At 60.8% G+C, this 23146-nt stretch carries 21 protein-coding genes; 13 read left to right on the top strand and 8 right to left on the bottom strand.

The window, feature by feature from the left end; genetic code table 11:
* Nucleotides 1–128: 128 nt before the first annotated feature.
* Genes NTD82_RS23245 through NTD82_RS23215 form a run of 7 tightly spaced genes read right to left on the bottom strand, consistent with a single transcriptional unit; the run spans nt 129 to nt 7032 of the window.
* Nucleotides 129–1307 carry an acetyl-CoA C-acyltransferase family protein gene (locus NTD82_RS23245; protein ID WP_262130449.1) on the bottom strand — a complete coding sequence of 393 codons (1179 nt, stop codon included), beginning with the start codon at nt 1305–1307 and terminating at the stop codon, nt 129–131.
* A 59-nt stretch (nt 1308–1366) separates the two neighbouring features.
* The gene (locus NTD82_RS23240; RefSeq protein ID WP_262130448.1) at nt 1367–2518 is read right to left on the bottom strand and encodes an acyl-CoA dehydrogenase family protein; all 1152 of its coding nucleotides are present in this window, start codon (nt 2516–2518) and stop codon (nt 1367–1369) included.
* Nucleotides 2519–2535: 17 nt separating this feature from the next.
* Complete coding sequence (locus NTD82_RS23235) at nt 2536–3621, bottom strand: enoyl-CoA hydratase/isomerase family protein (RefSeq protein WP_262130447.1); 1086 nt, start codon at nt 3619–3621, stop codon at nt 2536–2538.
* On the bottom strand, nt 3618–4514 hold the full coding sequence (gene mmsB / locus NTD82_RS23230) for a 3-hydroxyisobutyrate dehydrogenase (protein WP_262130446.1): 897 nt from the start codon (nt 4512–4514) through the stop codon (nt 3618–3620). Before mmsB ends, NTD82_RS23235 begins: the two co-directional genes overlap by 4 nt.
* 25 nt (nt 4515–4539) lie before the next feature.
* A complete protein-coding gene (locus tag NTD82_RS23225) occupies nt 4540–5313 on the bottom strand; it encodes an enoyl-CoA hydratase (RefSeq protein WP_262130445.1) in 774 nt (257 codons plus the stop codon).
* A 56-nt stretch (nt 5314–5369) separates the two neighbouring features.
* Entirely contained in the window at nt 5370–6878 is a 1509-nt protein-coding gene (locus tag NTD82_RS23220) for a CoA-acylating methylmalonate-semialdehyde dehydrogenase (RefSeq protein ID WP_262130444.1), read from the bottom strand.
* 31 nt (nt 6879–6909) lie between these two features.
* Nucleotides 6910–7032, bottom strand: coding sequence for a hypothetical protein (locus NTD82_RS23215; protein WP_262130443.1), 123 nt, complete (start codon nt 7030–7032; stop codon nt 6910–6912).
* Between the two features lie 159 nt (nt 7033–7191).
* Here NTD82_RS23215 and NTD82_RS23210 point away from each other — a divergent pair, with 159 nt between their 5' ends.
* The 6 genes from NTD82_RS23210 (at nt 7192) to NTD82_RS23185 (ending at nt 14906) form a co-directional block, all read left to right on the top strand.
* Nucleotides 7192–8214, top strand: a complete 1023-nt coding sequence (locus tag NTD82_RS23210; RefSeq protein ID WP_262130442.1) for an AraC family transcriptional regulator — start codon at nt 7192–7194, stop codon at nt 8212–8214.
* A gap of 112 nt (nt 8215–8326) precedes the next feature.
* Entirely contained in the window at nt 8327–8521 is a 195-nt protein-coding gene (locus NTD82_RS23205) for a hypothetical protein (RefSeq protein ID WP_262130441.1), read from the top strand.
* Nucleotides 8522–8834: 313 nt separating this feature from the next.
* Nucleotides 8835–10364 (top strand): flavin monoamine oxidase family protein, encoded by a 1530-nt coding sequence (locus NTD82_RS23200; protein WP_315974971.1) that lies wholly within the window; start codon nt 8835–8837, stop codon nt 10362–10364.
* A 14-nt stretch (nt 10365–10378) separates the two neighbouring features.
* The gene (locus tag NTD82_RS23195; protein WP_262130439.1) at nt 10379–10771 is read left to right on the top strand and encodes a c-type cytochrome; all 393 of its coding nucleotides are present in this window, start codon (nt 10379–10381) and stop codon (nt 10769–10771) included.
* Nucleotides 10772–10815: 44 nt separating this feature from the next.
* A complete protein-coding gene (locus tag NTD82_RS23190) occupies nt 10816–11319 on the top strand; it encodes a RidA family protein (protein ID WP_262130438.1) in 504 nt (167 codons plus the stop codon).
* A gap of 101 nt (nt 11320–11420) precedes the next feature.
* Nucleotides 11421–14906, top strand: a complete 3486-nt coding sequence (locus NTD82_RS23185; RefSeq protein WP_262130437.1) for an indolepyruvate ferredoxin oxidoreductase family protein — start codon at nt 11421–11423, stop codon at nt 14904–14906.
* Between the two features lie 67 nt (nt 14907–14973).
* Here the strand turns inward: NTD82_RS23185 and NTD82_RS23180 are convergent, their stop codons facing one another.
* Nucleotides 14974–15981, bottom strand: coding sequence for a GlxA family transcriptional regulator (locus NTD82_RS23180; protein WP_262130436.1), 1008 nt, complete (start codon nt 15979–15981; stop codon nt 14974–14976).
* Between the two features lie 104 nt (nt 15982–16085).
* Between NTD82_RS23180 and NTD82_RS23175 the strand changes: the two genes are divergently transcribed.
* The 7 genes from NTD82_RS23175 (at nt 16086) to NTD82_RS23145 (ending at nt 23123) form a co-directional block, all read left to right on the top strand.
* Nucleotides 16086–16802 (top strand): NAD(P)H-dependent oxidoreductase, encoded by a 717-nt coding sequence (locus NTD82_RS23175; RefSeq protein ID WP_262130435.1) that lies wholly within the window; start codon nt 16086–16088, stop codon nt 16800–16802.
* Between the two features lie 48 nt (nt 16803–16850).
* Nucleotides 16851–17534, top strand: a complete 684-nt coding sequence (locus NTD82_RS23170; protein ID WP_262130434.1) for a glutathione S-transferase N-terminal domain-containing protein — start codon at nt 16851–16853, stop codon at nt 17532–17534.
* 3 nt (nt 17535–17537) lie between these two features.
* The gene (locus NTD82_RS23165; RefSeq protein ID WP_262130433.1) at nt 17538–18167 is read left to right on the top strand and encodes a DsbA family protein; all 630 of its coding nucleotides are present in this window, start codon (nt 17538–17540) and stop codon (nt 18165–18167) included.
* Nucleotides 18164–18988 (top strand): enoyl-CoA hydratase/isomerase family protein, encoded by an 825-nt coding sequence (locus NTD82_RS23160; RefSeq protein ID WP_262130432.1) that lies wholly within the window; start codon nt 18164–18166, stop codon nt 18986–18988. Before NTD82_RS23165 ends, NTD82_RS23160 begins: the two co-directional genes overlap by 4 nt.
* Nucleotides 18989–19006: 18 nt before the next feature.
* Nucleotides 19007–19774, top strand: coding sequence for an SDR family NAD(P)-dependent oxidoreductase (locus NTD82_RS23155; protein ID WP_262130431.1), 768 nt, complete (start codon nt 19007–19009; stop codon nt 19772–19774).
* A 147-nt stretch (nt 19775–19921) separates the two neighbouring features.
* Nucleotides 19922–21187 carry an OprD family porin gene (locus NTD82_RS23150; protein WP_262130430.1) on the top strand — a complete coding sequence of 422 codons (1266 nt, stop codon included), beginning with the start codon at nt 19922–19924 and terminating at the stop codon, nt 21185–21187.
* A 250-nt stretch (nt 21188–21437) separates the two neighbouring features.
* On the top strand, nt 21438–23123 hold the full coding sequence (locus NTD82_RS23145; RefSeq protein ID WP_262130429.1) for an AMP-binding protein: 1686 nt from the start codon (nt 21438–21440) through the stop codon (nt 23121–23123).
* The last annotated feature ends 23 nt before the right edge of the window (nt 23124–23146 follow it).

Below are 23146 nucleotides of genomic sequence, written 5' to 3'. Positions count from 1 at the left end.
GATCGACTGACAAGGGTACGGTGCTGCCTCTCGCCATCGCGCAGCCTTGTCCTTTTGCGAGTCTAAGGCTGCGATTCTGCGGATAGATAGTACGTTTGTGGTTCGCCAGCCGATGAAGGGGCCTGGTGTTAAAGCCGTTCGATCACCATGGCGATACCTTGGCCACCGCCAATGCACATGGTCACCAGGCCGTAGCGCCCACCTGTGCGACGCAGTTCATGGATCGCCTTGATGGTGATGATCGCACCTGTGGCGCCAACCGGGTGACCCAGTGAGATGCCGGAGCCGTTCGGGTTGACCTTGAGTGGGTCGAGGTCGAGTTGCTGGATCACCGCGCAGGCCTGGGCGGCAAACGCTTCGTTGGATTCGACGACGTCGATGTCGGCAATAGACAGGCCGGCGCGCTTGAGGGCAAGCCGCGTTGCCGGTACCGGCCCCATGCCCATGTAGGCGGGGTCAACCCCTGCGTGGCCGTAGGCTACCAAGCGGGCCAGTGGCCGCAAGCCATGCTGGCGCACGGCGTCAGCGCCTGCGATGACCACCGCCGCAGCGCCATCGTTGAGGCTTGAGGCATTGCCGGCGGTGACCGAACCGCCGTCCTGGAACACCGCAGGCATGGCGGCCAGACGTTGGTGATCGACCTGTGAGCGCACATTCTCGTCCGTCTCAAACAGGCTAACGCCTTTGCGTGAGCGCAACTCGACCGGGACGATCTGCTCACGAAAGCGCCCTTCAGCGATAGCCAGTGCGGCTCGCTGCTGACTGAGTGCTGCCAGTTCATCTTGCATTTCGCGCGAGATATTGAAGCGCGCAGCAACATTCTCGGCGGTCACACCCATGTGAAAACGCTTCCATGGGTCGTGAAGAATGCCGTTCATGTAGTCGATGGCCTGGCAGTCGCCCAGTCGCGCGCCCCACCGCATCGTCGGGAGCATGTACGGACCGCGGCTCATCGACTCGGCGCCGCCAGCGACCGCCAGCCCATAATCGCCAAGCTGAATGCCATGGGCCGCTGAGAGAATCGCTTGCAGCCCGGAGCCGCACAGGCGGTTGACGTTGAACGCTGGCACCTCCTGAGGAAGACCGGCATTAATCGCGGCAACGCGCGAGAGGTAAGCGTCGCGTGGCTCTGTCGGTACCACATTGCCCATCACCACATGGCCAATAGCGTCGGCGGCCACGTCGGCGTGGGCCAATGCGCCGCGCACGGCCGTGGTGGCAAGGTCGACCAAGGGAATGTCTTTCAGCGAACCGCCAAAGCTGCCGATAGCGGTCCTTGCTGTGCCTGCGAAAAACACGTCGTTCATGTGCAATTGTCCTTTCTGTCATCGGGCATGAACTGCCCACTCCCTCGGGGGAGCCTTTCCTAGAGGGTGTAGTTGGCCAGCTCGCGAGCGATCACTAGGCGCTGGATCTCGCTCGAGCCTTCATAGATCTGGGTGATGCGCGCGTCGCGGTAGAACCGCTCCACCGGGTAGTCCTCCAGATAGCCGTAACCGCCGTGGACCTGGATAGCCTTGGAGCAGACCCGTTCAGCCATTTCCGAGGCGAACAGTTTTGCTTGGGACGCCTCTGACAAACATGGCAGGCCAGCACTCTTCAGGCGTGCCGCATGCAACACCAACAGTCGGCTGGCGTTGATCTGTGTGTGCATGTCGGCCAGCATGTTGGCGATGCTTTGATGCTCGGCGATCGGCTTGCCAAACTGGATGCGCTCACGGGCGTAGACCAGCGCCGCGTCGAAGGCCGCCCGAGCAATGCCCAGCGCCTGGGCGGCGATACCGATGCGCCCGCCTTCGAGGTTCGACAGGGCAATGGCCAGGCCTTTACCGCGTATTCCCAGCAGGTTGGCTTCAGGAATGCGGCACTCGTGCAGGGTCACTGCGCAAGTATCGGATGCGCGGATGCCCATCTTGTGTTCGCTGCGATCAACCGTGAAGCCGGGTGTATTAGTCGGCACCAGGAAGGCTGACAGGCCCTTCTTACCCAGCTCTGGGTCCGTCACGGCGAATACGATCGCCAGCTTGGCCCGTTGGCCATTGCTGACAAACTGCTTCGCGCCGTTGATGACCCATTCGCCGTTGCACAGCTGCGCTCGGGTTTTCAAGTTGTCGGCCTGCGATCCGGCCTGCGGTTCGGTCAGGCAAAAACAACCGATGGTTTCGCCGCTGGCCAAGCTACTCAGCCAGGTGTCCTTCTGGGCCTGGCTGCCGTAGTTCAGCACCGGGCCACAGCCTACCGAGTTGTGGATGCTCATCAGGGCGCCGACTGCGGCATCGCCCGCAGACACCTCTTCGACTGCCAGCGCGTAGGCGACGTAATCGATGTAGGTGCCGCCCCATTCCTCGGGGACGACCATGCCGAGCAGGCCCAGTTGGCCCATCTGGGCCACCAGCGTGTCGTCGATCCAGCCGGCTTTCTCCATGTCAGACGCGCGGGGGGCGATTTCCCCCCGTGCGAAGTCACGCGCCATGTCACGGATCATCCGTTGCTCTTCGTTCAGTTCAAGGTCTTGCATAGAGGTCACCTTCTTACTCAGGCCGAACGCTGTTGGCTGTCAACGCGCGTTGGGGCCTTGAACATGGACCGCACGTGTGCGGGCTCGAGCGCGGACACGCCAGCGATGCGCCAGCGCGGCTGCTTGTCCTTGTCAATGATCAGCGCGCGTATACCTTCGATCAGGTCGCCCTCGGCGAACCAGGGCGCGGCCAGGGCGAGTTCCTGCTGGAAACACGCGTGCAGGTCGAGCTGGCGCCCCCTGCGCAGCAGTTCAAGCGTCGTGGCCATGGCCAGCGGCGAACGGCTGTTGAGCAGCTCGGCGGTTTCCTCGGCCCAATCGGCATGCGCGGGGGCGGTTTCGCCGCGCAGCGAGCGGCAGATGGCCTGCAGTTCGTCTGCGGCAAAATGTTCATCGATGGCGGAGCGCTGGGCTTTCAGTTCGGAGCCGGGCAGCTTGCGCACGCCGAGCGTGGCTAGCAGGGCCTGCAGCTCGCCAAGCGGAGTGTCGCTCCAGCTCATGTTGTTCAGGCAGTGATCGAGTTCGGCGATCTGCGAACTGCTGATGCACCAGTCGGCCAGGCCGCTATACAGCGCATCCGCTGCCCGCACCTGGATGCCGCTGACGCCGAGGTAGGTTCCCAGTTCGCCGGGCAGGCGCGACAGGAAGTAACTGCCGCCGACGTCCGGGAAGAAGCCGATCGCCACCTCCGGCATGCCCATCCGTGTGCGCTCGGTGATCACCCGCAGCGCAGCCCCTTGCACCAGACCCATGCCTCCGCCAAGGACCAGGCCGTCAATCAGGGCGAGGATGGGTTTGCTGTAGGTATGCAGGTGCTCATCGAGTGCATACTCTTCTTCAAGGAACAGCAAGTGCTGGTCGCTGCCCGAAGTATGGCTATCGTAGAGCATGCGGATGTCGCCACCCGCGCAAAAGGCTTTTTCGCCTTCTGCGCGCAACACCACAGCGACCACATCGGCGTCTGCTTCCCAGGCGCACAGTTGCTCCTCGAGCAGGCGCACCATCGGCAGGTTGAGCGCGTTCAGGCCCTCTGGGCGGTTGAGGGTGAGGTGGCCGATGCGATTGCGCACGGCGGCCAGCACCAGCGCTGGACCGCTGCTCATAGGTCGGCCTTGCGGCGGTAGCTGTTGATGATCGCGGAGAAGTCCATGCCGCCGTTACCCTGCGTGCTAAAGCTCTGGTAGATCTGCTGTGCCAAGCCACCGAGTAGCACTGGTTGGCCAATCTGGCGAGCCGCTTCGGTAGCCAGGCCAAGGTCCTTGAGCATCAGGTCGCTGCCGAACCCGCCCGTGTAGCCGCGTGCAGCGGGTGCCGTATCGACCACGCCGGGGAAGGGATTGTAGACTTCCGAACTCCAGCAGCGGCCGCTGGAGGTGTTGATCACGCCGGCCAGTACGCTGGCATCCATGCCCAAGGCAACGCCTAGCGCCATCGCCTCAGATACGCCGGCCATGGAGATGCCCAACAGCATGTTGTTGGCGATCTTGGCCACTTGGCCGTTGCCCGCATCGCCGCAGTGGACGATGTTCTTGCCCATCGCCTCGAGCACCGGGCGGGCCTGTTCGAAGTCGTTCGGCGTGCCACCGACCATGAACGTCAAGGTGCCGGCGCTGGCACCGCCGGTGCCGCCGGACACCGGTGCATCGAGCATTGGGTTGCCGTGACCGGCGGCGGCCTTGGCCACTTCGCGAGCGGTCAGTGGGTCGATAGTCGAGCAGTCAAGCAGCACCACACCGGGGCGGACATGCTGCAGCAGGCCTTCACCGGACAGGTAAACTGACTTCACATGGGCGGCCGCCGGCAGCATCGTTACGATCATCTGCGCATTGCCTTTGGCAATTGCTGCGGGGGAGTCGGCTGCCGTGGCGCCTGCTTCCACCAACGTCGCCAAGGCGCAGGCCGAGAGGTCGAAAACAGTCAATTGATGGCCGGCCTTGAGCAGGTTCAACGCCATTGGCGCACCCATGTTGCCCAAGCCGATAAATCCGATATTCATGGCGTGTCCTTTTCTTCAAATGGCTTTATTGGTGCTTGAATTGCGCAGCGCGCTTTTCCACGAACGCGCCCATGCCTTCTTTCTGGTCTGTCGTGGCAAACAGCGAATGGAACACCCGACGCTCGAAGCGCACCCCTTCGCTCAGGCTGGATTCGAATGCGCGATTGACGCTCTCCTTGAGCAGCATGGTGGCCGGCAGCGACCGCTCGGCGATGGTGTTGGCGACTTTCAAGGTATCTTCGAGCAGCGTCTCCAGCGACAGTACGCGCGCCACCACGCCAGCTTGCTCAGCCTCGTGAGCGTCCATCTGGCGACCGCTCAGGCACATCTCCATGGCCTTGGCCTTGCCAACTGCTCGCGCCAAGCGCTGGGTGCCGCCGACACCGGGTATCACCCCGAGGGAGATCTCCGGCAGTCCGAAGCGGGCGTTATCGGCGGCATAGATGAAATCGCACATCAGCGCGAACTCACAGCCACCGCCCAAGGCGTACCCGGCAACTGCGGCGATGAGGGGTTTGCGTCGATTGGCGATCCGGTCGGCGGCAGAGAAAAAATCATCGAGATACACCTGGGGGTAGGTGAACTCGGCCATTTCCTTGATATCGGCACCGGCGGCGAATGCCTTGTTCGAGCCAGTGATAACCATGCAGCCGATCTGAGGATCATTTTCCAGGCGATCCAGCGCCAGATTCACTTCATCGATCACTTGGCTGTTGATGGCATTCAGCGACTTGGGCCGATTGAGTGTGATGAGGCCGACGCGCTCGTGGATTTCCAGCAGGATTGTTTCAAATTGCATGAAAACGGCTCCAGAAGCAGGCGCTCACCCTACGGCGAGCGCCAGGGGGAATCAGGTCACTTCAAGGTAATCGTGGTGTTGACGCTGCCGACCGTTTCATCTTCGTCGAACCAGCGCTCGGTGACGGTCTTCGTCTGGGTATAGAACTGCACCACTTGCTTGCCGTAGGGGCCCAGGTCGCCAAGCTTGGAGGCGCGCGATCCGCTGAACGAGAACAGCGGCACTGGTACCGGAATGGGCACATTGATGCCGACTTGGCCGATGTCGATCTCTTCCTGGAAATGCCGTGCGGCGGCGCCTGAACGGGTAAACAGTGCGGTGCCGTTGCCGTTCGGGTTGGCGTTGATCAGCGCGATGGCCTCGGCAAACGAGTCCGCGTTGATCACGCACAGCACCGGGCCGAAGATTTCTTCCCGGTAAATGCTCATGTCGGTGGTCACGCCCGAGAAGATAGTAGGGCCGATGAAGTTGCCCTGCGGGTAGCCAGGCACTTCGGGGTTGCGGCCGTCGAGCTCCAGGGTCGCGCCCTGGTCGATGCCGCTGGCGATATACCCGCTGATGCGGTCCAGCGCTGCGCGAGATACCACTGGGCCGACATCGGTGCCGGCTTCAACGCCGGCGTTGATACTCAGGCTTCCGGATTTTTCGATCAGATCAGGTACCCAGCTTTGCGCCTCACCGACCAGGACCACTACCGGCAGCGCCATGCACCGTTGGCCAGCGGCACCGAAGGCAGCGCCGAGCAGGCTGTTGATAGTCTGTTGCTTGTTGGCGTCGGGGAGCACGATGGCGTGGTTCTTGGCGCCCATCATGCATTGCGCGCGCTTGCCGTTCTGGGTTGCACGGTTGTATACGTGGGTGCCAACCGCGGTAGAACCGACGAATGAAACAGCCTTGATGTCTGGGTGATCACAGATCAAGTTGACTGCGTCGGCACCTCCGTGAATCACGTTCAGCACGCCCGGTGGCACACCGGCCTGCAGCGCCAGCTCGGCCAAGCGCATGGTGACCATCGGATCTTGCTCGGAAGGTTTGAGGATAAACGTGTTGCCGGTGGCGATCGCCATCGGAAACATCCACAGCGGGATCATCGCAGGGAAGTTGAACGGGGTGATGCCTGCGCAAACGCCCAGCGGTTGCAGAAGAGTAAAGGTGTCAACGCCGCCTGCTACGTTGTTGGCCAACTCACCCAGTTGCAGGTTGCCGATGCTCGCCGCGTGTTCGACCACCTCGAGCCCGCGGAATACATCTCCTTCTGCGTCAGGCAGGGTCTTGCCCTGTTCGGCGGTGAGTATCGCAGCCAGTTCCTTGATGTTCTCGCGAATCAGCTGCTGATACTTGAGGAAGATCCGTGCGCGGGTGCCGATTGGCGTTTTACGCCACGTCTTGAAAGCGTGCTTGGCGCTGGCCACAGCCGCGTTCATTTCCTCGGCGGTGGCGAAAGGGACCCGTGCGAGTACTTCCTGAGTTGCCGGATTTACCACGTCACGCCACTGAGTCGTGCGTGACTCCACCAGTTTGCCGTCGATCAGCAGTTTGATGGTTGGAACGGAGCTTACGGTCATATTCTTGTCCTCGTATACCGTCTAGTAATAATTAATCTTGTTTTTCAGATACTTGTACAAATACAGGATGGGCTTTCGCCATGTTTTGCGCCGACACGGTCAGGCTCGGCAGGCGTTCCGAATGGTGACCAGCAGAAGTTGCATTGTTGGCCATGTGCAAATGCGCTTGCTAAGCCCTAAGTCCGGTAGCACTTGCGCCGCTGGCCTCGGTTGACCTAGCTTAGCGATCGCGGGCATTGCTTTTAAATCACTCGATCCGCCGAATGATTTGCATATCGCGCCAGCCAAGATGAATGCGAAAGAGGTATAGCCAGTGGATCACTCAGTGGACAACACCTTGCCGATGACCTTTGTCCAGGGGTTGTTGCAAGGGGCGCAGAACATCTGCGGCGCGGCCGACATCCAGCGCTTCGTCAGTGCGGCGGGGATTGCCGAGCACCTGCTTGATGCCCCGGGTGCACGGGTAACTTACGATCAGTTCGTGCGCCTCTATCAGGAGGTTGCGCTGGGTAGCGACGACGAAATGATGGGCCAGTGCTCGCGGAGGATTCGTAGCGGCACGCTCAAGTATCTGTGCGCCAGCCTGCTCGATGCGAAGTCCCTGACGATCGCTATGTACCGGTTCACCCGTTTCTGGAACCTGTTGCTCGACGACTACCGATTCGATTGCGCTGAACAGGCGGGGTTGGTGGTGATCGCCCTGATACCCCGCGACGGCGACGCCAACATGCAGCGCTTTGGTCATGAGCTGATGATGAAACTGGCCCATGGTATTGCGTCATGGTTGATAGGCCAGGAGATCCCCTTGCACGCGGTGACCTTTGCCTTTGCTCGGCCGCAATACGCCTCGGAGTACATGCACATGTTTCCGGCGCCGGTGGCTTTCGAGCAGGGAAATACCTCGCTGAGCTTCGATGCCCACTGGGGCGCCATGAAGTTCAGTCGGAGCAAGGCCGAACTGTTGCCGTTTCTCCAGGCGGCGCCGCGCTACTGGCTATTCACCACCCTCAAAGAGCGCCTAGTGGCGCAACAGGTCCGTCAGCATCTGCTGCTCAACCCCAAGCAAGACTGCTGCATTCAGGATGCGGCCAATGCCCTGTTGCTCTCGACCCGGACGCTGACGCGCCGACTGAAGGACGAAGGCACCAGCTATCAGTTGGTCAAGGATGCATTGCGTCGGGACATCGCGGTGCAGCAACTGATCCACACCGACCTGTCGATTGCACACATTGCCCAAGGGCTGGGGTTCGATTCAACGGCGGTTTTTCATCGGGCCTTCCGTGGCTGGACCGGCAGCACCCCCGGGGCGTATCGGCGACGCGAGATCAACGGCTGATGATGCGTTTACGCACCACCAGGCAGTTTTTACCTACAAACGTACAAGCCGAGTGCCAGGGGTAGGACTTAGAGTCGCTGCACGACCTGTATTTGTTACCAAGGAAACCGAAGTGTTTGAGTTCGTCAGTTGCTTCATTCGGCCAGACTATCAAAAGAGCGATCGCTGCTTTCTCGTGCTGGCGCTTATCGTGGGATGTGGATTCGGCACTGTGCTGGGCCACAAGATATCTTTGAGTGTTGGCCTGCTTTTCAGCGTATTCGCCTCCTTAGTGCTGTATTACCTCTGGCGCCGTCCCGGCCGGTGATTTACGTGTAATACCAATAATAAAAATTAGTCGCCTCCATGAAATAGGAAGGGTCGAGTCGTGTTCGACCCTGCGGCTTTAAAACAACAATAACGTGCTGTTTTTGTAGTGGGCATTGCCCGTTACAACGTCCTGCCACCTGTCACTCGACTGTTGCTTGATAACCGAGCGGCTGCTTGCCGTCTGGAGAAAAGCGTTGGCCGAGACCGTTGGATTCATTCTGAGAGGAACTCTATACATGCAAGCGCACGCAATGCCCCTTAGCCGTCGCCAGGTGCTGCACTGGATTGGCGCCACTGCCGGTGCGGCGGCGATGTATCAGGCCATGAGTGCCCTGGCCTTTGCCGGGGAAACCCCGCATCACCAACGCTTTGCCTTGAGCGGCGCACCGCAGGAGGCACGGATCCTTATCCTTGGCGCCGGCTTGGCCGGAATGACCGCAGCCTACGAGCTGCGCAAGGCCGGCTACGAGGTCAAGCTGCTGGAATACAACGCCAAACCGGGCGGGCGCTGCTGGACGCTGCGCGGCGGTGACCGTTTTGTCGAGCTGGGTGGTGCAACCCAGGACTGCACGTTCGATCAGGGTCTGTATCTAAATCCGGGACCCTGGCGGATTCCCTACCACCACCATGCGGTGCTCGACTATTGCCACCGCTTCGGGGTCGCGCTGGAGCCGTTCATTCAAGTCAACTACAACGCCATGGTCCATTCGACCAAGGCGTTCGCCGGCAAGCCCGTGCGCTATCGCGCGGTGCAGTCTGATTTCCAGGGACATATCGCCGAGTTGTTGAGTAAGGCGATCAACCAGAATGCGCTCGACCAGGCGCTCACCGCCGAAGACCGCCAGCGCCTGCTTGAAGCGATGCGCAGTTGGGGTGCGCTGGACGCCAGCGGGAGTTACAAGAAGTCACTGGAAACCAGTCTGCGTCGAGGCTTTGCGGTCGACGCAGGCGGCGGGCTGATGAGTCAACCGGTGCCCTCTGACCTGCTCGACCGTAAGGCCCTGCTCGACTCAAACCTCTGGCAAAGCATTGCCGTAGGCCAGGACTACGAGTTCCAGACCAGCCTGTTCCAGCCGGTCGGCGGCATGGACCAGATCGCCCAGGCGTTCGAGAAACAGGTGGGCGACCTGATCCAGTACAACGCCAAGGTCACCGCGATCGAACAGAATGATAAAGGCGTCACGGTCACCTACCAGTCCAGTAGCGGCGCTGGGGCGTCAGCTCAAGAAACGGCGGACTGGTGTGTCTGCACATTGCCGTTGTCGATCCTTGGGCAGCTCCCGGTGCAAGTCAGCGCGCCAATGATGAGCGCTATCCGCGCGGTGCCCTACGAAGTGGCGGTCAAGGTCGGCTTGCAGTTCAAGCGGCGATTCTGGGAGCAGGACGAGCGTATCTACGGTGGCATCAGCTATACCGACACGCCTATCGGCAAGATCAGCTACCCCAGTACCGACTTCGGCAAGCCCGGTAAAGGCGTGTTGCTGGGGGGGTATCTGTTTGGTCCCAACGCCTATGAGTTTACTGCGATGGCGCCCGAGGAGCGGGTTCGCAAGGCCGTGGAATACGGCGCCTTGATCCACCCACAATACCGTGAGGAATTCGACAACGGCATCGCCGTCGGCTGGCACCGTGTGCCGTGGACCAACGGTTGCTATGGGTTGTGGACGGAAAACTTGCGCCAGCAGCACTACCAGACCCTGTGCCAGATCGACGGTCGCATCGTTCTGGCTGGCGAGCACGCGTCACGTATTCCAGCGTGGATGGAGGGGGCGATCCTGTCGTCGCTCGACGCCATCAAGCGGCTGCACACCCATATCGTCGCCAGCCACCAGGCGGCCTGAATCCGGAGCTCATCATGCACAAGCACACATGGCTGGCACTGTTCATCGGCGCTCTCGGCAATGTCGGCGCCTGGGCCGCCGACGGCGATCTGTCGACGTCCGGCAAGTTCGATGAACGTACCGGCGAAGCATTGTTTCACCAGGTCTGCCAAGGCTGCCACATGCCTCAGGCACAAGGCGCCAGCGGTGCCGGTGCGTATCCAGCGCTGGCCGCCAACGCAAAACTGGCCGCCAAGGTCTACCCGGTGTTCATGGTCAGCTCGGGGCAAGGCGGCATGCCTGGCTTCAAGGACTACATGTCCGATCAGCAGATCGCCGATGTCGTGAATTACGTCAGGAGCCACTTTGGCAACGCCTTTGCTGACAGCGTCACGCTCGAGGATGTTCGCTCGGTGACCCAGCGCTAGCGTCGTGGATTGGCCGCAAGGCCCTCATTAGAAAAGGAATGGTCATGCTGAAAAACATCGTACGCCCGCTGATGCTCTCGTCCATGGCGCTGCTGGCAGTGCCCGCAGTGCAGGCGGCCGAAGTCATCCGCCACAAGATCCCCAACTCGGACTTTCCCATCTCGCTGGCGATCGAAATCCCCGCTAGCGTCACACTGGTCAACCTCAGTGGCGCGGTGCCACCGGCCATCGATGCCAACGCCGATGCACAGAGCCTTGCTGCCTATGGCGATACTGAAACCCAGACGGTCAGTGTGCTGAAAAGCATCCAGGGCACGCTAGAACACCTGGGTTTGAGCCTGGCGGATGTGGTGAAGATGCAGGTTTACCTGGTCGGCTCGGACGAGGCGGGCGGCAAGATGGATTACGCCGGTTTCATGCGGGGCTACACACAGTTCTTCGGCACCGCCCAGCAGCAGAACCTGCCGACCCGTTCGGTGTTCCAGGTCGCGGGCCTCGCAAACCCCGGTTATCGGGTTGAGATCGAAGTCTCCGCCATACGGCGCTGATCTGTGCCGCCGTCGGCCGAGCGTGCAACGCTCGGTTTGGCGGCGTATCCGCCTACAAGTACAAGAATAAATTTCCCCTTAGCCAGGGGCGGAGTTGAATCATGACGCTGAAAAAGGTCCAGCTGGACGACAAATACCTGCTCGACGAGGGACGCATTTTCATTACCGGGACGCAGGCTCTGGTCCGCCTATCGATGAGCCAGCATCTGCGCGATCAACAAGCGGGCTACAACACGGCCGGGTTCATTTCCGGCTATCGCGGCTCGCCGCTGGGCGGGTTGGATGATCAGCTCGGCAAGGCCAAGCAGTACCTGTCGGCACACAATGTACTGTTCCAGCCCGGCATCAATGAAGACCTGGCGGCGACCACCATCTGGGGTGCGCAGCAAGCCCACCTGAGCGGGGAGGGCAAGTTCGACGGCGTGTTCGGCATGTGGTACGGCAAAGGCCCGGGTGTTGACCGTACCGGCGATGCCTTCCGCCACGCGAACCTGGCGGGCACGGCTGCGCTGGGCGGGGTGCTGGTACTGATGGGCGATGACCACACCTGCGAATCGTCCAGTACCTGTCACCAGAGCGAGTTCGCCATGGTCGATGCGATGATTCCGGTGCTCAGCCCGGCAGGGGTCCAAGAGATCCTCGACTTTGGCCTGATCGGCTGGGGCCTGTCGCGCTACAGCGGTTGTTGGGTGGGCATCAAGTGCGTGAAGGACACTGTCGAAGCTACCGCCACAATTGACGTCGACATCAATCGCGTTCAGATCGTCCACCCTGCCGACTTCGTCCTGCCCGCAGATGGTCTCAATATCCGCCAGCCCGATACGCCCCATGCACAGGAAGCACGCCTACATCGGTTCAAGCTCGGGGCCGTACGTGCGTTTGCTCGGGTCAATGGGCTGGACAAGTGTGTGGTCGATTCGCCCCAGGCTCGGCTGGGTGTGATTACCCACGGCAAGAGCTATCTGGATGTCTTGCAGGCTTTGCAAGACCTGCAGTTGAGCGAGGCCGATGCAGCCGTACTCGGGCTGCGCCTGTACAAGGTCGGCATGGTCTGGCCGCTTGAGCCTGCGGGTGCTGCGCAGTTCTGCGAAGGGCTCGACAAGGTGCTGGTGGTCGAGGAAAAACGAAGCCTGCTGGAGCTGCAACTCAAAGAGCAGCTGTATGGCCGGCCAGACGCGCCGCTCATCGTCGGTAAGCTCGATGAGCACAGCGAGGTGTTGTTCCAGTCGGAGATGGCGCTGGACTCCAACCAGGTGGCTATCGCCTTGGGCGAACGCCTGCTCGAGCTCCAGGAAAATGCGCCGCTGCGTGCCCAAGTCGAGCGTCTGCGCGCGTATCAGCCGAGCAAAGGCGATGCCGATCTGCTGTCGCGCAGCTACTACTTCTGCAGTGGCTGCCCACACAGTTCATCCACCGTTCTGCCCGAGGGGAGCAAGGCCTATGCCGGCATTGGCTGCCATTGGATGGCTCAGTCGATGGACCGCTCGACCCAAGGCTATACCCACATGGGTGGCGAAGGGATGGTCTGGGTCGGCGAAGCGCCTTTTTCCAAACGCGCGCACATGTTCCAGAACATCGGTGACGGCACCTATTTCCACTCAGGTTTTTTGGGCATTCGCGCGGCAGTTGCCGCCGGCACCAACATCACCTTCAAGATCCTCTTCAACGATGCTGTTGCCATGACCGGCGGGCAAAAGCACGACGGTACCTTGAACGTGCCGGCGATTGCCCATCAAGTACATGCCGAAGGGGTAAAACGCATCGCAGTGGTCACCGACGAGCCGCTCAAATACCCAAGCGATACTCGTTGGCCCGAAGGATTGACCATCCATCACCGCGATATGCTGGACAAAGTCCAGCGCGAGCTGCGCGAAGTCACTGGTACCTCGATCCTGATCTATGACCAGACCTGTGCAGCGGAGAAGCGCCGCCGCCGCAAGCGTGGGACGTTCCCCGACCCCGCCAAGCGGGTGGTCATCAATGACCTGGTCTGCGAGGGCTGTGGCGACTGTGGTGTGCAGTCCAACTGTGTCTCGGTACAACCGCTGGAAACCGAGTTCGGTCGCAAGCGTGCCATCGACCAGTCTTCGTGCAACAAGGACTTCTCATGTGTCAAAGGCTTTTGCCCCAGCTTCGTCACGGTACTGGGCGGTACGCCCAAGAAGCCTGGCCAGGTTGTACAGGAGCAGGTGCCGCTGCTGCCAGAACCCACGCGACCCAGCATCGACACCCAAGTCTACAGCATCCTGGTGGCAGGCATGGGGGGGACGGGCGTGGTGACCATCGGCGCCATCCTAGGCATGGCGGCGCACCTGGAAGGACGTGGTTGCGGTTTGCTCGACATGGCAGGGCTGGCGCAAAAGGGTGGTTCGGTATGGAGCCACCTGCGCTTCGGGCCTGATCCGCAGTCGATCAAGACCATCCGAATAGCTGCCGGTGGCGCCGACCTGGTGCTCGGTTGCGATCTGATCGTGGCGGGCAACGCGAAAACCCTCGCGACCACGCGTCATGGCAGTACCCACGTGCTCGCCAACACCCAGGAGACCATGCCCGGCGCCTTTACCCGAAACGCTGACATGCAATACCCCACACAAGGGCTGCGCAGCAACATCATCAAGGCGGTCGGGCAGGACCATGCCGAGTTCGTCGACGCTGGCCGGATAGCCACGGCGGTGCTCGGCGACAGCATCGCCAGCAACATGTTCATGCTCGGCTTCGCTTATCAGCGCGGGTTGATCCCGTTGACCGCGGTGTCCATCGAAGCCGCTATCGAACTCAATGGTACGGCCAAGAAAATGAACACCGAGGCCTTCCGCTGGGGGCGCCAGGCGGCGCTCAATCCACAGGCGCTGGAGCAGCGTCTGGCGGCTAGATCCACCTCGCAGTTGTCCGGTGTGTCGCCTGCCCCGGTCAGCACCCTCGATGAGCAGATTAGTACGCGTCAGGCCTACCTGTCGGCGTACCAGAATGACGCATACGCCCAGCGCTATGTCAGCCTGGTGCAGCGGGTACGGAATCTGGAACAGTCGCTGTCAGGGCAGCACGAAGACCTGACCCGCGCAGTGGCTAAGTACTATTTCAAGCTACTGGCGATCAAGGATGAGTACGAAGTCGCGCGCCTGCACACCGAGAGTGGTTTCCTGCAGCGAATCTCCGAGCAGTTCGAGGGTGATTACAAGCTGGTTTTCAATCTTGCGCCGCCGATGCTCTCCAAGCGTGACGGCGATACTGGCATGGCGAAGAAGACCGAGTTCGGCGCTTGGATCATTCCTGCCTTCCGGGTCTTGGCCAAGCTGCGCTTCCTGCGCGGCAGCGTGTTCGATCCGTTTGGTTATACCCACGAGCGGCGTCAGGAGCGCGCGCTGATCGAACGCTACGAAACGGTGGTGGAGGAGATTCTCGGCACGCTGACTCAGCAGGGAGGAAATTCGCACCATCCAACGGCCGTGAAACTCGCCTCGTTGCCCGAGCAGATTCGTGGATATGGCCATGTAAAAGAGCGTGCGATGGAGGCCGCATTGGCTCAGGAGGCGGTGCTGCTGGATATCTTGCGTGGGCGTGTTATCGCGCTGAAGAAGGTCGCCTGACGGAGGTGTGATCACCCAGGGGATCGGCTGTTAGCGGCCGGTCGCCCTGCGTGCACGTTCTGTATCTCTAACCTCGTAGCATGCTTGCGAAGCGATTTCGATACGCCGCCGGTGTGGCACCCACATGCTGGCGGAACAGGCGGGTGAAGGAGCTGGCGTTCTGGTAGCCGACCTGATTGGCAATCTCCTCGATGCTCAGGTCACCGCTTTCGAGCAACTTCATGGAAATTTCGACACGCAGGTTCTGCAGATAGGCCAGTGGCGTCGTCCCCAGCACATCGTTGAAATGGCGAATCAGCGTGCGCACGCTGACCGACAGCGCGGCGGCCAGTTGCGGCATACTGACGTCTTCAGCGAAGTGCTTGAGCAACCAGTGTTGCGCCTTGGCCACCATGGTATCGCCGTGCACCGACTCCATCTGCAGCGGCAGGTAGGGCAACTGGGTGGTCTGGCTGGTGTCGATGAGCATCGTCTTGGCGGTCAGGGTGGCGGTATTGACGCCGCAAAAATGCTCGACCATGCGCACCGCCTGGAGCAGGTAAGAGGCCGACGCGCCCGCACACCAGAGCCGGTCCTGCTCGGTCACCATCGAACGCAGTTGCAGGTCGACATTGGGGTTGCGATCGCGGAACAATTTTTCCAGCCACCAAGTGGTAGTGGCCTGGCGGCCATCCAGCAACCGGGTTTCTGCCAGCAGAAAAGTGCCCGTGCAGTTTGCCGCCACCACCGCGCCCTTGCGCCACTGCGCCTCCAGCCATTCACGCTGGGGGCGGGCGTGGTCCAGACTGCGCTGGAACGCATCATGCCCTGAGTAATACAGGCCCGGGATGAAAATGATGTCGTACGGCTCACTGGACAACGCCGCGGTGCTGTTCACCGTCAGCCCGTTGCAGGCCGTGACGGGCTTACCTTGATGAGAGACGAACTCCCACCTGAACGGGCGCGACATGGCGCCGCCGGTCTTGTGTTGTTGGCGGCTCAGGTGGGCATTGGTGACATGCAGGACATCGCCAAAGCCGGCCAGGCTGGAGGCATAACAGCCGTCGATGGCAAGGATCGCGGCGCGAAGGGGCATTGTTTTCATATTGGCAAAAAACGCATAAAAATAGTCAATATTGCCAATGTAGCAGCGCCTGAGCACTCCGTACAGTGGAGCTATCACTGACCCAGGGAGCTGTTATGAACGTACTGATTGTCCACGCGCACCATGAGCCGCAATCCTTCAATACGGCCATGCTGAAACTGGCCGTCGAGGTTCTCGAGGGCCAGGGGCACGCTGTAGTGGTGTCTGACCTGTATGCCATGAACTTCAACCCGGTCGCTACTGCCGATGACTTCCATGAGCGGGCCAACAGCGAGCACTTGATCTACGCCCTCGAACAACGCAATGCCTACAACACCGGCACACTGGCAGCAGACATCGCCCAGGAGCTGGAAAAGCTCAAGTGGGCTGACCTGATTATCCTCAACTTCCCCATCTACTGGTTCAGCATGCCGGCGATCATGAAGGGCTGGATCGATCGCGTGTTCATCTCCGGCTTTTGCTACGGCGGAGTGCGCATCTATGACCGGGGCGGCCTCAAGGGCAAGAAGGCGATGCTCGCGTTCTCCCTCGGTGGGCAGGACCACATGTTTGGTCCCGGCGCCATCCACGGCGAGCTCGATACCCTGCTACGGCCGATCCAGCGCGGCGTGCTTGGCTACGTTGGGCTTTCGGTGCTACCGCCGTTTGTCGCGTTCCATGTGCCATACATCAGCGTCGAAGCGCGCCGCGAATACCTCGAGCAATACCGCCAGCACCTGCTGACCCTGGATGAGCGTCCGTCGCTGGAGTTTCCGTCACTGGACGACTACGACGACCTGCTGCACCCCAAGCCGACGCTGGCAACGGCGTGACCAGCACCTGGCAGCACACGGCGAACGCAACTGATCTGGAGGTTTTCAGTGATTGAACTCTACAGTTGGCCAGCCCCGAACGGGCAGAAGATCCACATCCTGCTTGAAGAGCTCGGGGTGTCCTATCGCACCCTGCCGATCGATATAACTCGCGGCGCGCAGCACCAGCCGAGGTATCGCGCGGTTAATCCGAACGGCAAGATCCCGGCGATCATCGACCATGCGCCGCAGGGGGGCGGGGCACCGATCACCCTGTTCGAAAGTGGCGCGATCATGGTCTACCTCGCGGAAAAAACTGGCATGTTCCTGCCAAGCGACGTGCGCGGGCGTGCAGAAACACTGCAGTGGCTGTTCTGGCAGGTTGGCGGGCTGGGGCCGATGATGGGCCAGGCGCAGCACTTTTTCCGCTATGCCGCAGCACCCGTACCCTATGCGATCGAGCGCTATCAGGCTGAAACGCGGCGACTGCTGAAGCTGCTCGACGAGCGTCTCACCAGCCGCAAGTACATCTGCGGTGAGTACGGCATCGTCGACATGGCGTGTTTTCCGTGGGTTCGTGTGCACAAGATGACCGGTGTCACCCTGGATCACTATCCCCAGCTCAAAGCCTGGTATGCACGGTTGCGTGGCAGGCCGGCGGTGGGCCGTGCGTTGGACCTATTGCGCGATCAGTGGGTGGATGTCGCCAGCTCTGCGCAAGCCAAGCACAACCTGTTTCAGGTCCAGGAGTAGCCCATGAGCCTTGCTGATGGCGTAGTCATCGACGCGTTTATCGACTTGCGCAGTCCATATTCGTACTTGGCCATCGAGCCTGCGCGTGCGCTGGCCAGGCGCAGCGGCGTGGGTATCGACTGGTGGCCATACATCACCGACTTCCGCTCGGCCTATGGCGGGGAAGTTGAACAACGGCCGTCGCGTGAAGTGGCCAAGCTCAAGTACCTATACATGGATTGTCGCCGCTTGGCCCACCGCCAAGGGCGCACGATCCGTGCAACGCAAAAACTCTGGGCCGCCGAACTGGCCAGCCAGGCCATGCTGTTTGCCAAGACGCAGAACACCCTGTGGGAATTTTGCCTGCCGCTGCTCGAGCGTTTCTGGAATCAGGACTTCGACCTCGAAAGCCCTCAAGCCATCGAGGCACTGATGGAACAGGTCGGTCTCGCGCCTGCGGCGTGGCAGGCGTATCGCGCTGAGCACGCGGAGGCTGCACTGAGCGCCACCCTGGCGCGGGCCGAGCGTCTGGGCGTATTCGGCGCCCCCACCTTCATTTATCGCGGCGAGCTGTTCTGGGGCGGTGATCGGCTTGAGCTGCTCGCTGAGCGCTTGGGCATCGAGACGCCAATAGCTCGCAAGGAGATGCCATGAACAATCGGCTGGTTAACGCGGCGCAGGTTGCCGGTATTCACGTGGAATATCAGCAGGGTATCGCCTTTATCAACCTCGACCGTCCCGCCACACGAAACAGCTTCGACCTGTCCATGGGGGTGGCATTGCGCGACTGTGTGCGCAGTCTGGTCGCTCGGTCCCCCCGCGTGGTGGTGCTGCGCAGCACCAGTGAGCATTTCATGGTGGGAGGCGATGTTCGCCACTTCCAGACCTTGCTTGACGAGTCGAAGGCGGCCTGTGCCGAGGAGCTCGAGTTACTGATCGACGCAGTCAATGAAGCGGTTATCGGCCTGACTGAGCTGCCGTGTCCGGTGCTCGGCCTGATCAACGGCTCGGTCGCCGGCTTCGGCCTGTCGCTGGCGCTTGCATGCGACATCCTGATTGCCGCCGAAGACGCGCAATTACTGTTGGCGTATGGCGCGATCGGCGCGACCCCTGACGGTGGCGCAAGCTGGCATCTCACGCGTCACCTCGGCCTGCACCGGGCACTGGCCATGGCCCTGTTGCACACCAAACTCGATGCGCACCAGGCGCAAGCCTTCGGCTTGGTGGTCCAGGTCGTTCCGCCGGCAGGCCTTCCAGCTGCGGGGCTGGAGCTTGCCAAACGCTTGGCGAGTGGCGCTGCCGGCGCCCAGGCAGGCGTCAAGCGCCTGCTGCGAGACGGCTTGCAAACTGACCTGGCGGGCACCCTGGAGGCCGAGAAGGCCCAGTTCGTCGCGCTGTCTGCGACCGACGATTTCGCCGAGGGCGTCAACGCATTCTGCCAGCGACGGTCAGCCAACTTCACTGCAACGCATTAACACTGTTGGAGGTTCTTGATGAAGATTGAAGGTTCTGTGTTTCTCATCACCGGTGGTGCTTCGGGCCTTGGCGCAGCCACTGCCCGGCACTTGCTCAAGGCTGGTGCAAGCGTAGTCCTGGCGGACCTCAACGCCGCCAGCGGCGAAGCGTTGGCAGACCAATTGGGGCCCCAAGCGGCGTTCATCCGCACAGATGTGGTGGATGAAGGCTCAATGCGGGCGGCCGTCGACCTGGCGGTGGTCCGCTTTGGTTCACTGCATGGGCTGATCTGCTGTGCCGGCATTGCCCCCGGCGAAAAAGTCTGTGGAAAAGCGGGGCCGCACGCCCTGGACAGCTTTACCCGCGGGGTGATGATCAACCTGGTCGGGACTTTCAACGCTATTCGTCTGGCTGTCGAAGTAATCAACCTCAATGCCCCCAACGCTGAAGGTGAGCGAGGCGTCGTAGTGACGACCGCATCGGTGGCGGCGTTCGATGGCCAGATCGGCCAGGCGGCTTATGCCGCATCCAAAGCCGGCGTGGTTGGCATGACCCTGCCGATTGCCCGCGAGTTGGCACGCTTCGGCATCAGGGTCATGAGCATCGCTCCGGGCATCTTCGAAACGCCCATGCTGCTCGGCCTGCCGCAGGACGTTCAGGACTCGTTGGGCAAGACTGTACCTTTCCCACCCAGGCTGGGGCGCGGCTGCGAGTTTTCACAATTGGTCCAGTCGATTGTCGAGAACCCGATGCTCAACGGTGAAGTCATCCGGCTCGACGGCGCGCTGCGGATGACCGCCAAGTAAGCACCGCGCAAGCGTCATGTCGTTGTAGTGAACATTGAATGACTCGGTAGTGTGCCACCTGCTCGGCAAAGCGGGCGGCGCGAGTGTGTGCAAGTCCGTCGTAAAACAACAATAACCGCGACAACAATAATAATAGGAAGACTGCGAATGCCGAATATCGCGAAAGTGTCTGTTCATCTACTCTGCCTGACACCCGTGCTGGGCTTGGCTGCGGGCGCCCAGGCCGCGTTCCTTGACGACAGTAAGGGCAGCCTGGACTTACGAAACTTCTACATGAACCGTGACTTTCGCCAAAGCAACGCGACCCAGGCGAAAGCGGAGGAGTGGGGCCAGGGTTTCCAGTTTCGCTTCGAATCCGGCTTCACGCCGGGGGCGCTGGGGTTTGGTCTGGATGCCACCGGCCTGCTCGGGCTCAAGCTTGACTCCAGCCCGGACCGGGTCGGCACGGGCTTGCTCAAGAGCGACAAGGAGGCGCCGCGTCGTGCGCAGGATGAATACGGCGAACTGGCCGTGACAGCGAAGGTGCGGCTGGCCAAGAGCACCTTGAAAGTGGGCACCCTGCAGCCGATCTTGCCACCCTTGATGCGCAATGATTCTCGCTTGTTGCCCCAGACCTACCGCGGCGCCTGGTTGACCAGCAACGATGTGGACAACCTGACCCTGGATGTCGCCAAGCTCGACCGGGTGAACCAACGTGACTCGTCAGACAATGAAAAACTCACCGTCTATAACGCGGGCAAGCGCAACATCATCCTCGGCAGTACCACTACCAGCGATGATTTCCTGTTCGCCGGTGGCAAGTATCAATGGTCGCCTGAGCTTTCGGGCAGCTATTACTTCGCCGCGCTGGATGGGATCTACCAGCAGCACCTGGTCAACCTGGTGCACCAGTTGCCGCTGGGCCCAGGCCAGAGCCTCAAGTCGGACATCCGCTTCGCGCGTTCAGTCGACGATGGAGGCAGCAATGTCGATAACGATGCGATTGGTGCGCTGTTCACCTACCGAACCGGTGCCCATGCGTTCAGCGCCGGCTACCAGTACCTGACGGGTGATACCGGCTTTGCCTTCGTCAACGGTGCGGATAACGCCTTGCTCAATCAGGTGCAGATCAACGACTTCGGCAACAAGGACGAGCAGTCGTGGCAGCTTCGCTATGACTACGATTTCGTTGCCTGGGGCATCCCCGGGCTGACCCTGATGACCCGCTACCTTTCGGGTGACAACGTTGACCGCGGCCCAGGCCTGGACGACGGCAAGACCTGGGAGCGCAACATGGATATTGGCTACGTCATTCAGAGCGGCCCCTTGAAGAACGTTGCAATCAAGTGGCGTAACGCGACAACGCGAAGCAACTTTCTCGCTGACCTGGATGAGAACCGGCTGTTTATCACTTATAGCCTGCCCCTCTGGTAACACGCAGCGACTCTGATCGGCGTCTTATGGCCCTGGGCGCTACGGCGTGTGGGGGATTGGCGAAAGCAGCACAGTTATCGTCAAAATTGCCAATATCCCCACCTGACGCATGCTCGTAGAGTGAAGGGGTCGATCACACGCCGTTATCGATACTTGGAGTCAATGTTGACGGACGAGCGCAGGCAACAACGCTCGGCTTCGTGGTTACGCTGCGATGCCAAAACTGTGAACCAAGGTTGAGACAATAATAATGAATACCGACAACGCGAGTTACGCGCGAGGCGCCACTGACACCCCATTGATCGAATCTACCGTGGGCGCGTGGTTTGACCACATTGCGTCGCAGTATCCCGACAATGAAGCGGTTGTATCCTGCCATCAAGGGGTGCGCTTGAGTTACCGGCAACTGCAGGGCCAGTGCGATGTGTTGGCAAGTGCCTTGCTCGCGCTCGGGCTGCAGCCGCATGACCGACTCGGGCTGTGCCTCAACAACAGCGTCGAGTGGCTGATGATCCAGATCGCTGCCGCCAAAATCGGTGTGGTGCTGGTCAATCTGAACCCCGCGTACCGCTCGGCCGAGCTGGAGTACGCTTTGCACAAATCTGGGTGTAAAACCCTGATAAGCATGACCCAGTTCAAGACCACCGACTATCTGGAGTTGCTCAGGGCGGTGTTGCCCGAGCTCGACCAGTCGACCCCTGGTGAGCTACAGGCCAAGCGCCTGCCCGAGCTGAAGACGGTGATCCAGCTCAGCCAAGAAGACGTGCCCGGGTGCCTGAGCTTCATCGACCTGATGGCCCGAGGCAGCGCCTGCGATCCGGCGCTCAAGGTCGTCAGCGGGTCGCTTGCGGCCAACGATGTGATGAACATCCAGTTCACCAGTGGCACCACCGGCTTGCCCAAGGGCGCCGCATTGACCCATCGCGGGGTGTTGAACAACGGCTTCTTCCTGGGAAAAGCGATCAAGCTGAGCGCCCAGGACCGTCTGTGCATCCCTGTACCGCTATTCCATTGTTTCGGCATGGTGGTGGGAAACCTGGCGGCACTTACTCACGGCGCCACCATCGTCTACCCGAACGGTTCATTCGACCCGGTCGCTGTGCTGCAAGCCGTGCAGGACGAACGCTGTACGGCCCTGCATGGCGTGCCGACGATGTTCATTACCGAGCTGGATCATCCACGATTCCACGAGTTTGACCTGAGCACATTGCGCACCGGCATCATGGCCGGCACCGCTTGCCCGATCGAGGTGATGAAGCGCGTACAGCGCGAGATGCACATGCGCGATGTGACCATCGCTTATGGCATGACCGAAACTAGCCCTGCGAGTTATCAAAGCACGACCGATACGCCGCTTGAAAAGCGCGTGTCGACGATCGGCAGGGTTCATCCTCATCTGGAGTCCAAGATCATTGACCCGCTGACCGGCCGCATCGTCCCGCTGGGTAGCGTGGGTGAACTGTGTATCCGTGGCTACTCGTTGATGCAGGGCTACTGGGACGAGCCGGAAAAAACCGGTGAAACGATCGATGGTGAGGGCTGGATCCACAGTGGCGACCTGGCGACGATGGACGCCGAGGGCTATGTGAGTATCACCGGACGGATCAAGGACATGGTTATACGCGGTGGCGAAAACATCTCCCCCCGCGAGATCGAGGAGTTTCTCTACCGCCATCCGGCTATCCAGGACGCTCAAGTCATTGGCGTCCCCGATTCGGTCTATGGCGAAGAGTTGTGTGTGTGGATCATTACCCGCACCGGCAAAAGCCTCTGCGAAGAGGACGTCAGGCAGTTCTGCGAGGGCCAGATCGCCCGCTACAAGATCCCTCGGTATATCCGCTTTGTGGCGAGCTATCCCATGACCCTCTCGGGGAAAGTACAGAAGTTCAAGATGCGCGAGATGATGAGCGAAGAAATCAACCTCATTGCGTGCTGACCCACCGTCCAACTGAAAGTGAT

The sequence above is a fragment of the Pseudomonas sp. 5P_5.1_Bac1 genome (genome assembly GCF_025466015.1).
In the GTDB taxonomy this organism is placed as follows: Bacteria; Pseudomonadota; Gammaproteobacteria; order Pseudomonadales; family Pseudomonadaceae; genus Aquipseudomonas.
Note: the sequence above shows the minus strand (reverse complement) of the source record. Positions and strands in the feature narration are given on the sequence as shown.

What these genes read in the sequence shown, in the direction of transcription:
- NTD82_RS23195 (WP_262130439.1), top strand. Translation starts at nt 10,379, where the DNA reads ATGCACAAGCACACATGGCTGGCACTGTTCATCGGCGCTCTCGGCAAT.
- NTD82_RS23180 (WP_262130436.1), bottom strand. Translation starts at nt 15,981, where the DNA reads ATGCCCCTTCGCGCCGCGATCCTTGCCATCGACGGCTGTTATGCCTCC.
- NTD82_RS23165 (WP_262130433.1), top strand. Translation starts at nt 17,538, where the DNA reads ATGAGCCTTGCTGATGGCGTAGTCATCGACGCGTTTATCGACTTGCGC.
- mmsB (WP_262130446.1), bottom strand. Translation starts at nt 4,514, where the DNA reads ATGAATATCGGATTTATCGGCTTGGGCAACATGGGTGCGCCAATGGCG.
- NTD82_RS23235 (WP_262130447.1), bottom strand. Translation starts at nt 3,621, where the DNA reads ATGAGCAGCGGTCCAGCGCTGGTGCTGGCCGCCGTGCGCAATCGCATC.
- NTD82_RS23190 (WP_262130438.1), top strand. Translation starts at nt 10,816, where the DNA reads ATGCTGAAAAACATCGTACGCCCGCTGATGCTCTCGTCCATGGCGCTG.
- NTD82_RS23160 (WP_262130432.1), top strand. Translation starts at nt 18,164, where the DNA reads ATGAACAATCGGCTGGTTAACGCGGCGCAGGTTGCCGGTATTCACGTG.
- NTD82_RS23185 (WP_262130437.1), top strand. Translation starts at nt 11,421, where the DNA reads ATGACGCTGAAAAAGGTCCAGCTGGACGACAAATACCTGCTCGACGAG.
- NTD82_RS23175 (WP_262130435.1), top strand. Translation starts at nt 16,086, where the DNA reads ATGAACGTACTGATTGTCCACGCGCACCATGAGCCGCAATCCTTCAAT.
- NTD82_RS23220 (WP_262130444.1), bottom strand. Translation starts at nt 6,878, where the DNA reads ATGACCGTAAGCTCCGTTCCAACCATCAAACTGCTGATCGACGGCAAA.
- NTD82_RS23225 (WP_262130445.1), bottom strand. Translation starts at nt 5,313, where the DNA reads ATGCAATTTGAAACAATCCTGCTGGAAATCCACGAGCGCGTCGGCCTC.
- NTD82_RS23155 (WP_262130431.1), top strand. Translation starts at nt 19,007, where the DNA reads ATGAAGATTGAAGGTTCTGTGTTTCTCATCACCGGTGGTGCTTCGGGC.
- NTD82_RS23215 (WP_262130443.1), bottom strand. Translation starts at nt 7,032, where the DNA reads ATGGCCAACAATGCAACTTCTGCTGGTCACCATTCGGAACGCCTGCCG.
- NTD82_RS23245 (WP_262130449.1), bottom strand. Translation starts at nt 1,307, where the DNA reads ATGAACGACGTGTTTTTCGCAGGCACAGCAAGGACCGCTATCGGCAGC.
- NTD82_RS23200 (WP_315974971.1), top strand. Translation starts at nt 8,835, where the DNA reads ATGTATCAGGCCATGAGTGCCCTGGCCTTTGCCGGGGAAACCCCGCAT.
- NTD82_RS23240 (WP_262130448.1), bottom strand. Translation starts at nt 2,518, where the DNA reads ATGCAAGACCTTGAACTGAACGAAGAGCAACGGATGATCCGTGACATG.
- NTD82_RS23145 (WP_262130429.1), top strand. Translation starts at nt 21,438, where the DNA reads ATGAATACCGACAACGCGAGTTACGCGCGAGGCGCCACTGACACCCCA.
- NTD82_RS23150 (WP_262130430.1), top strand. Translation starts at nt 19,922, where the DNA reads ATGCCGAATATCGCGAAAGTGTCTGTTCATCTACTCTGCCTGACACCC.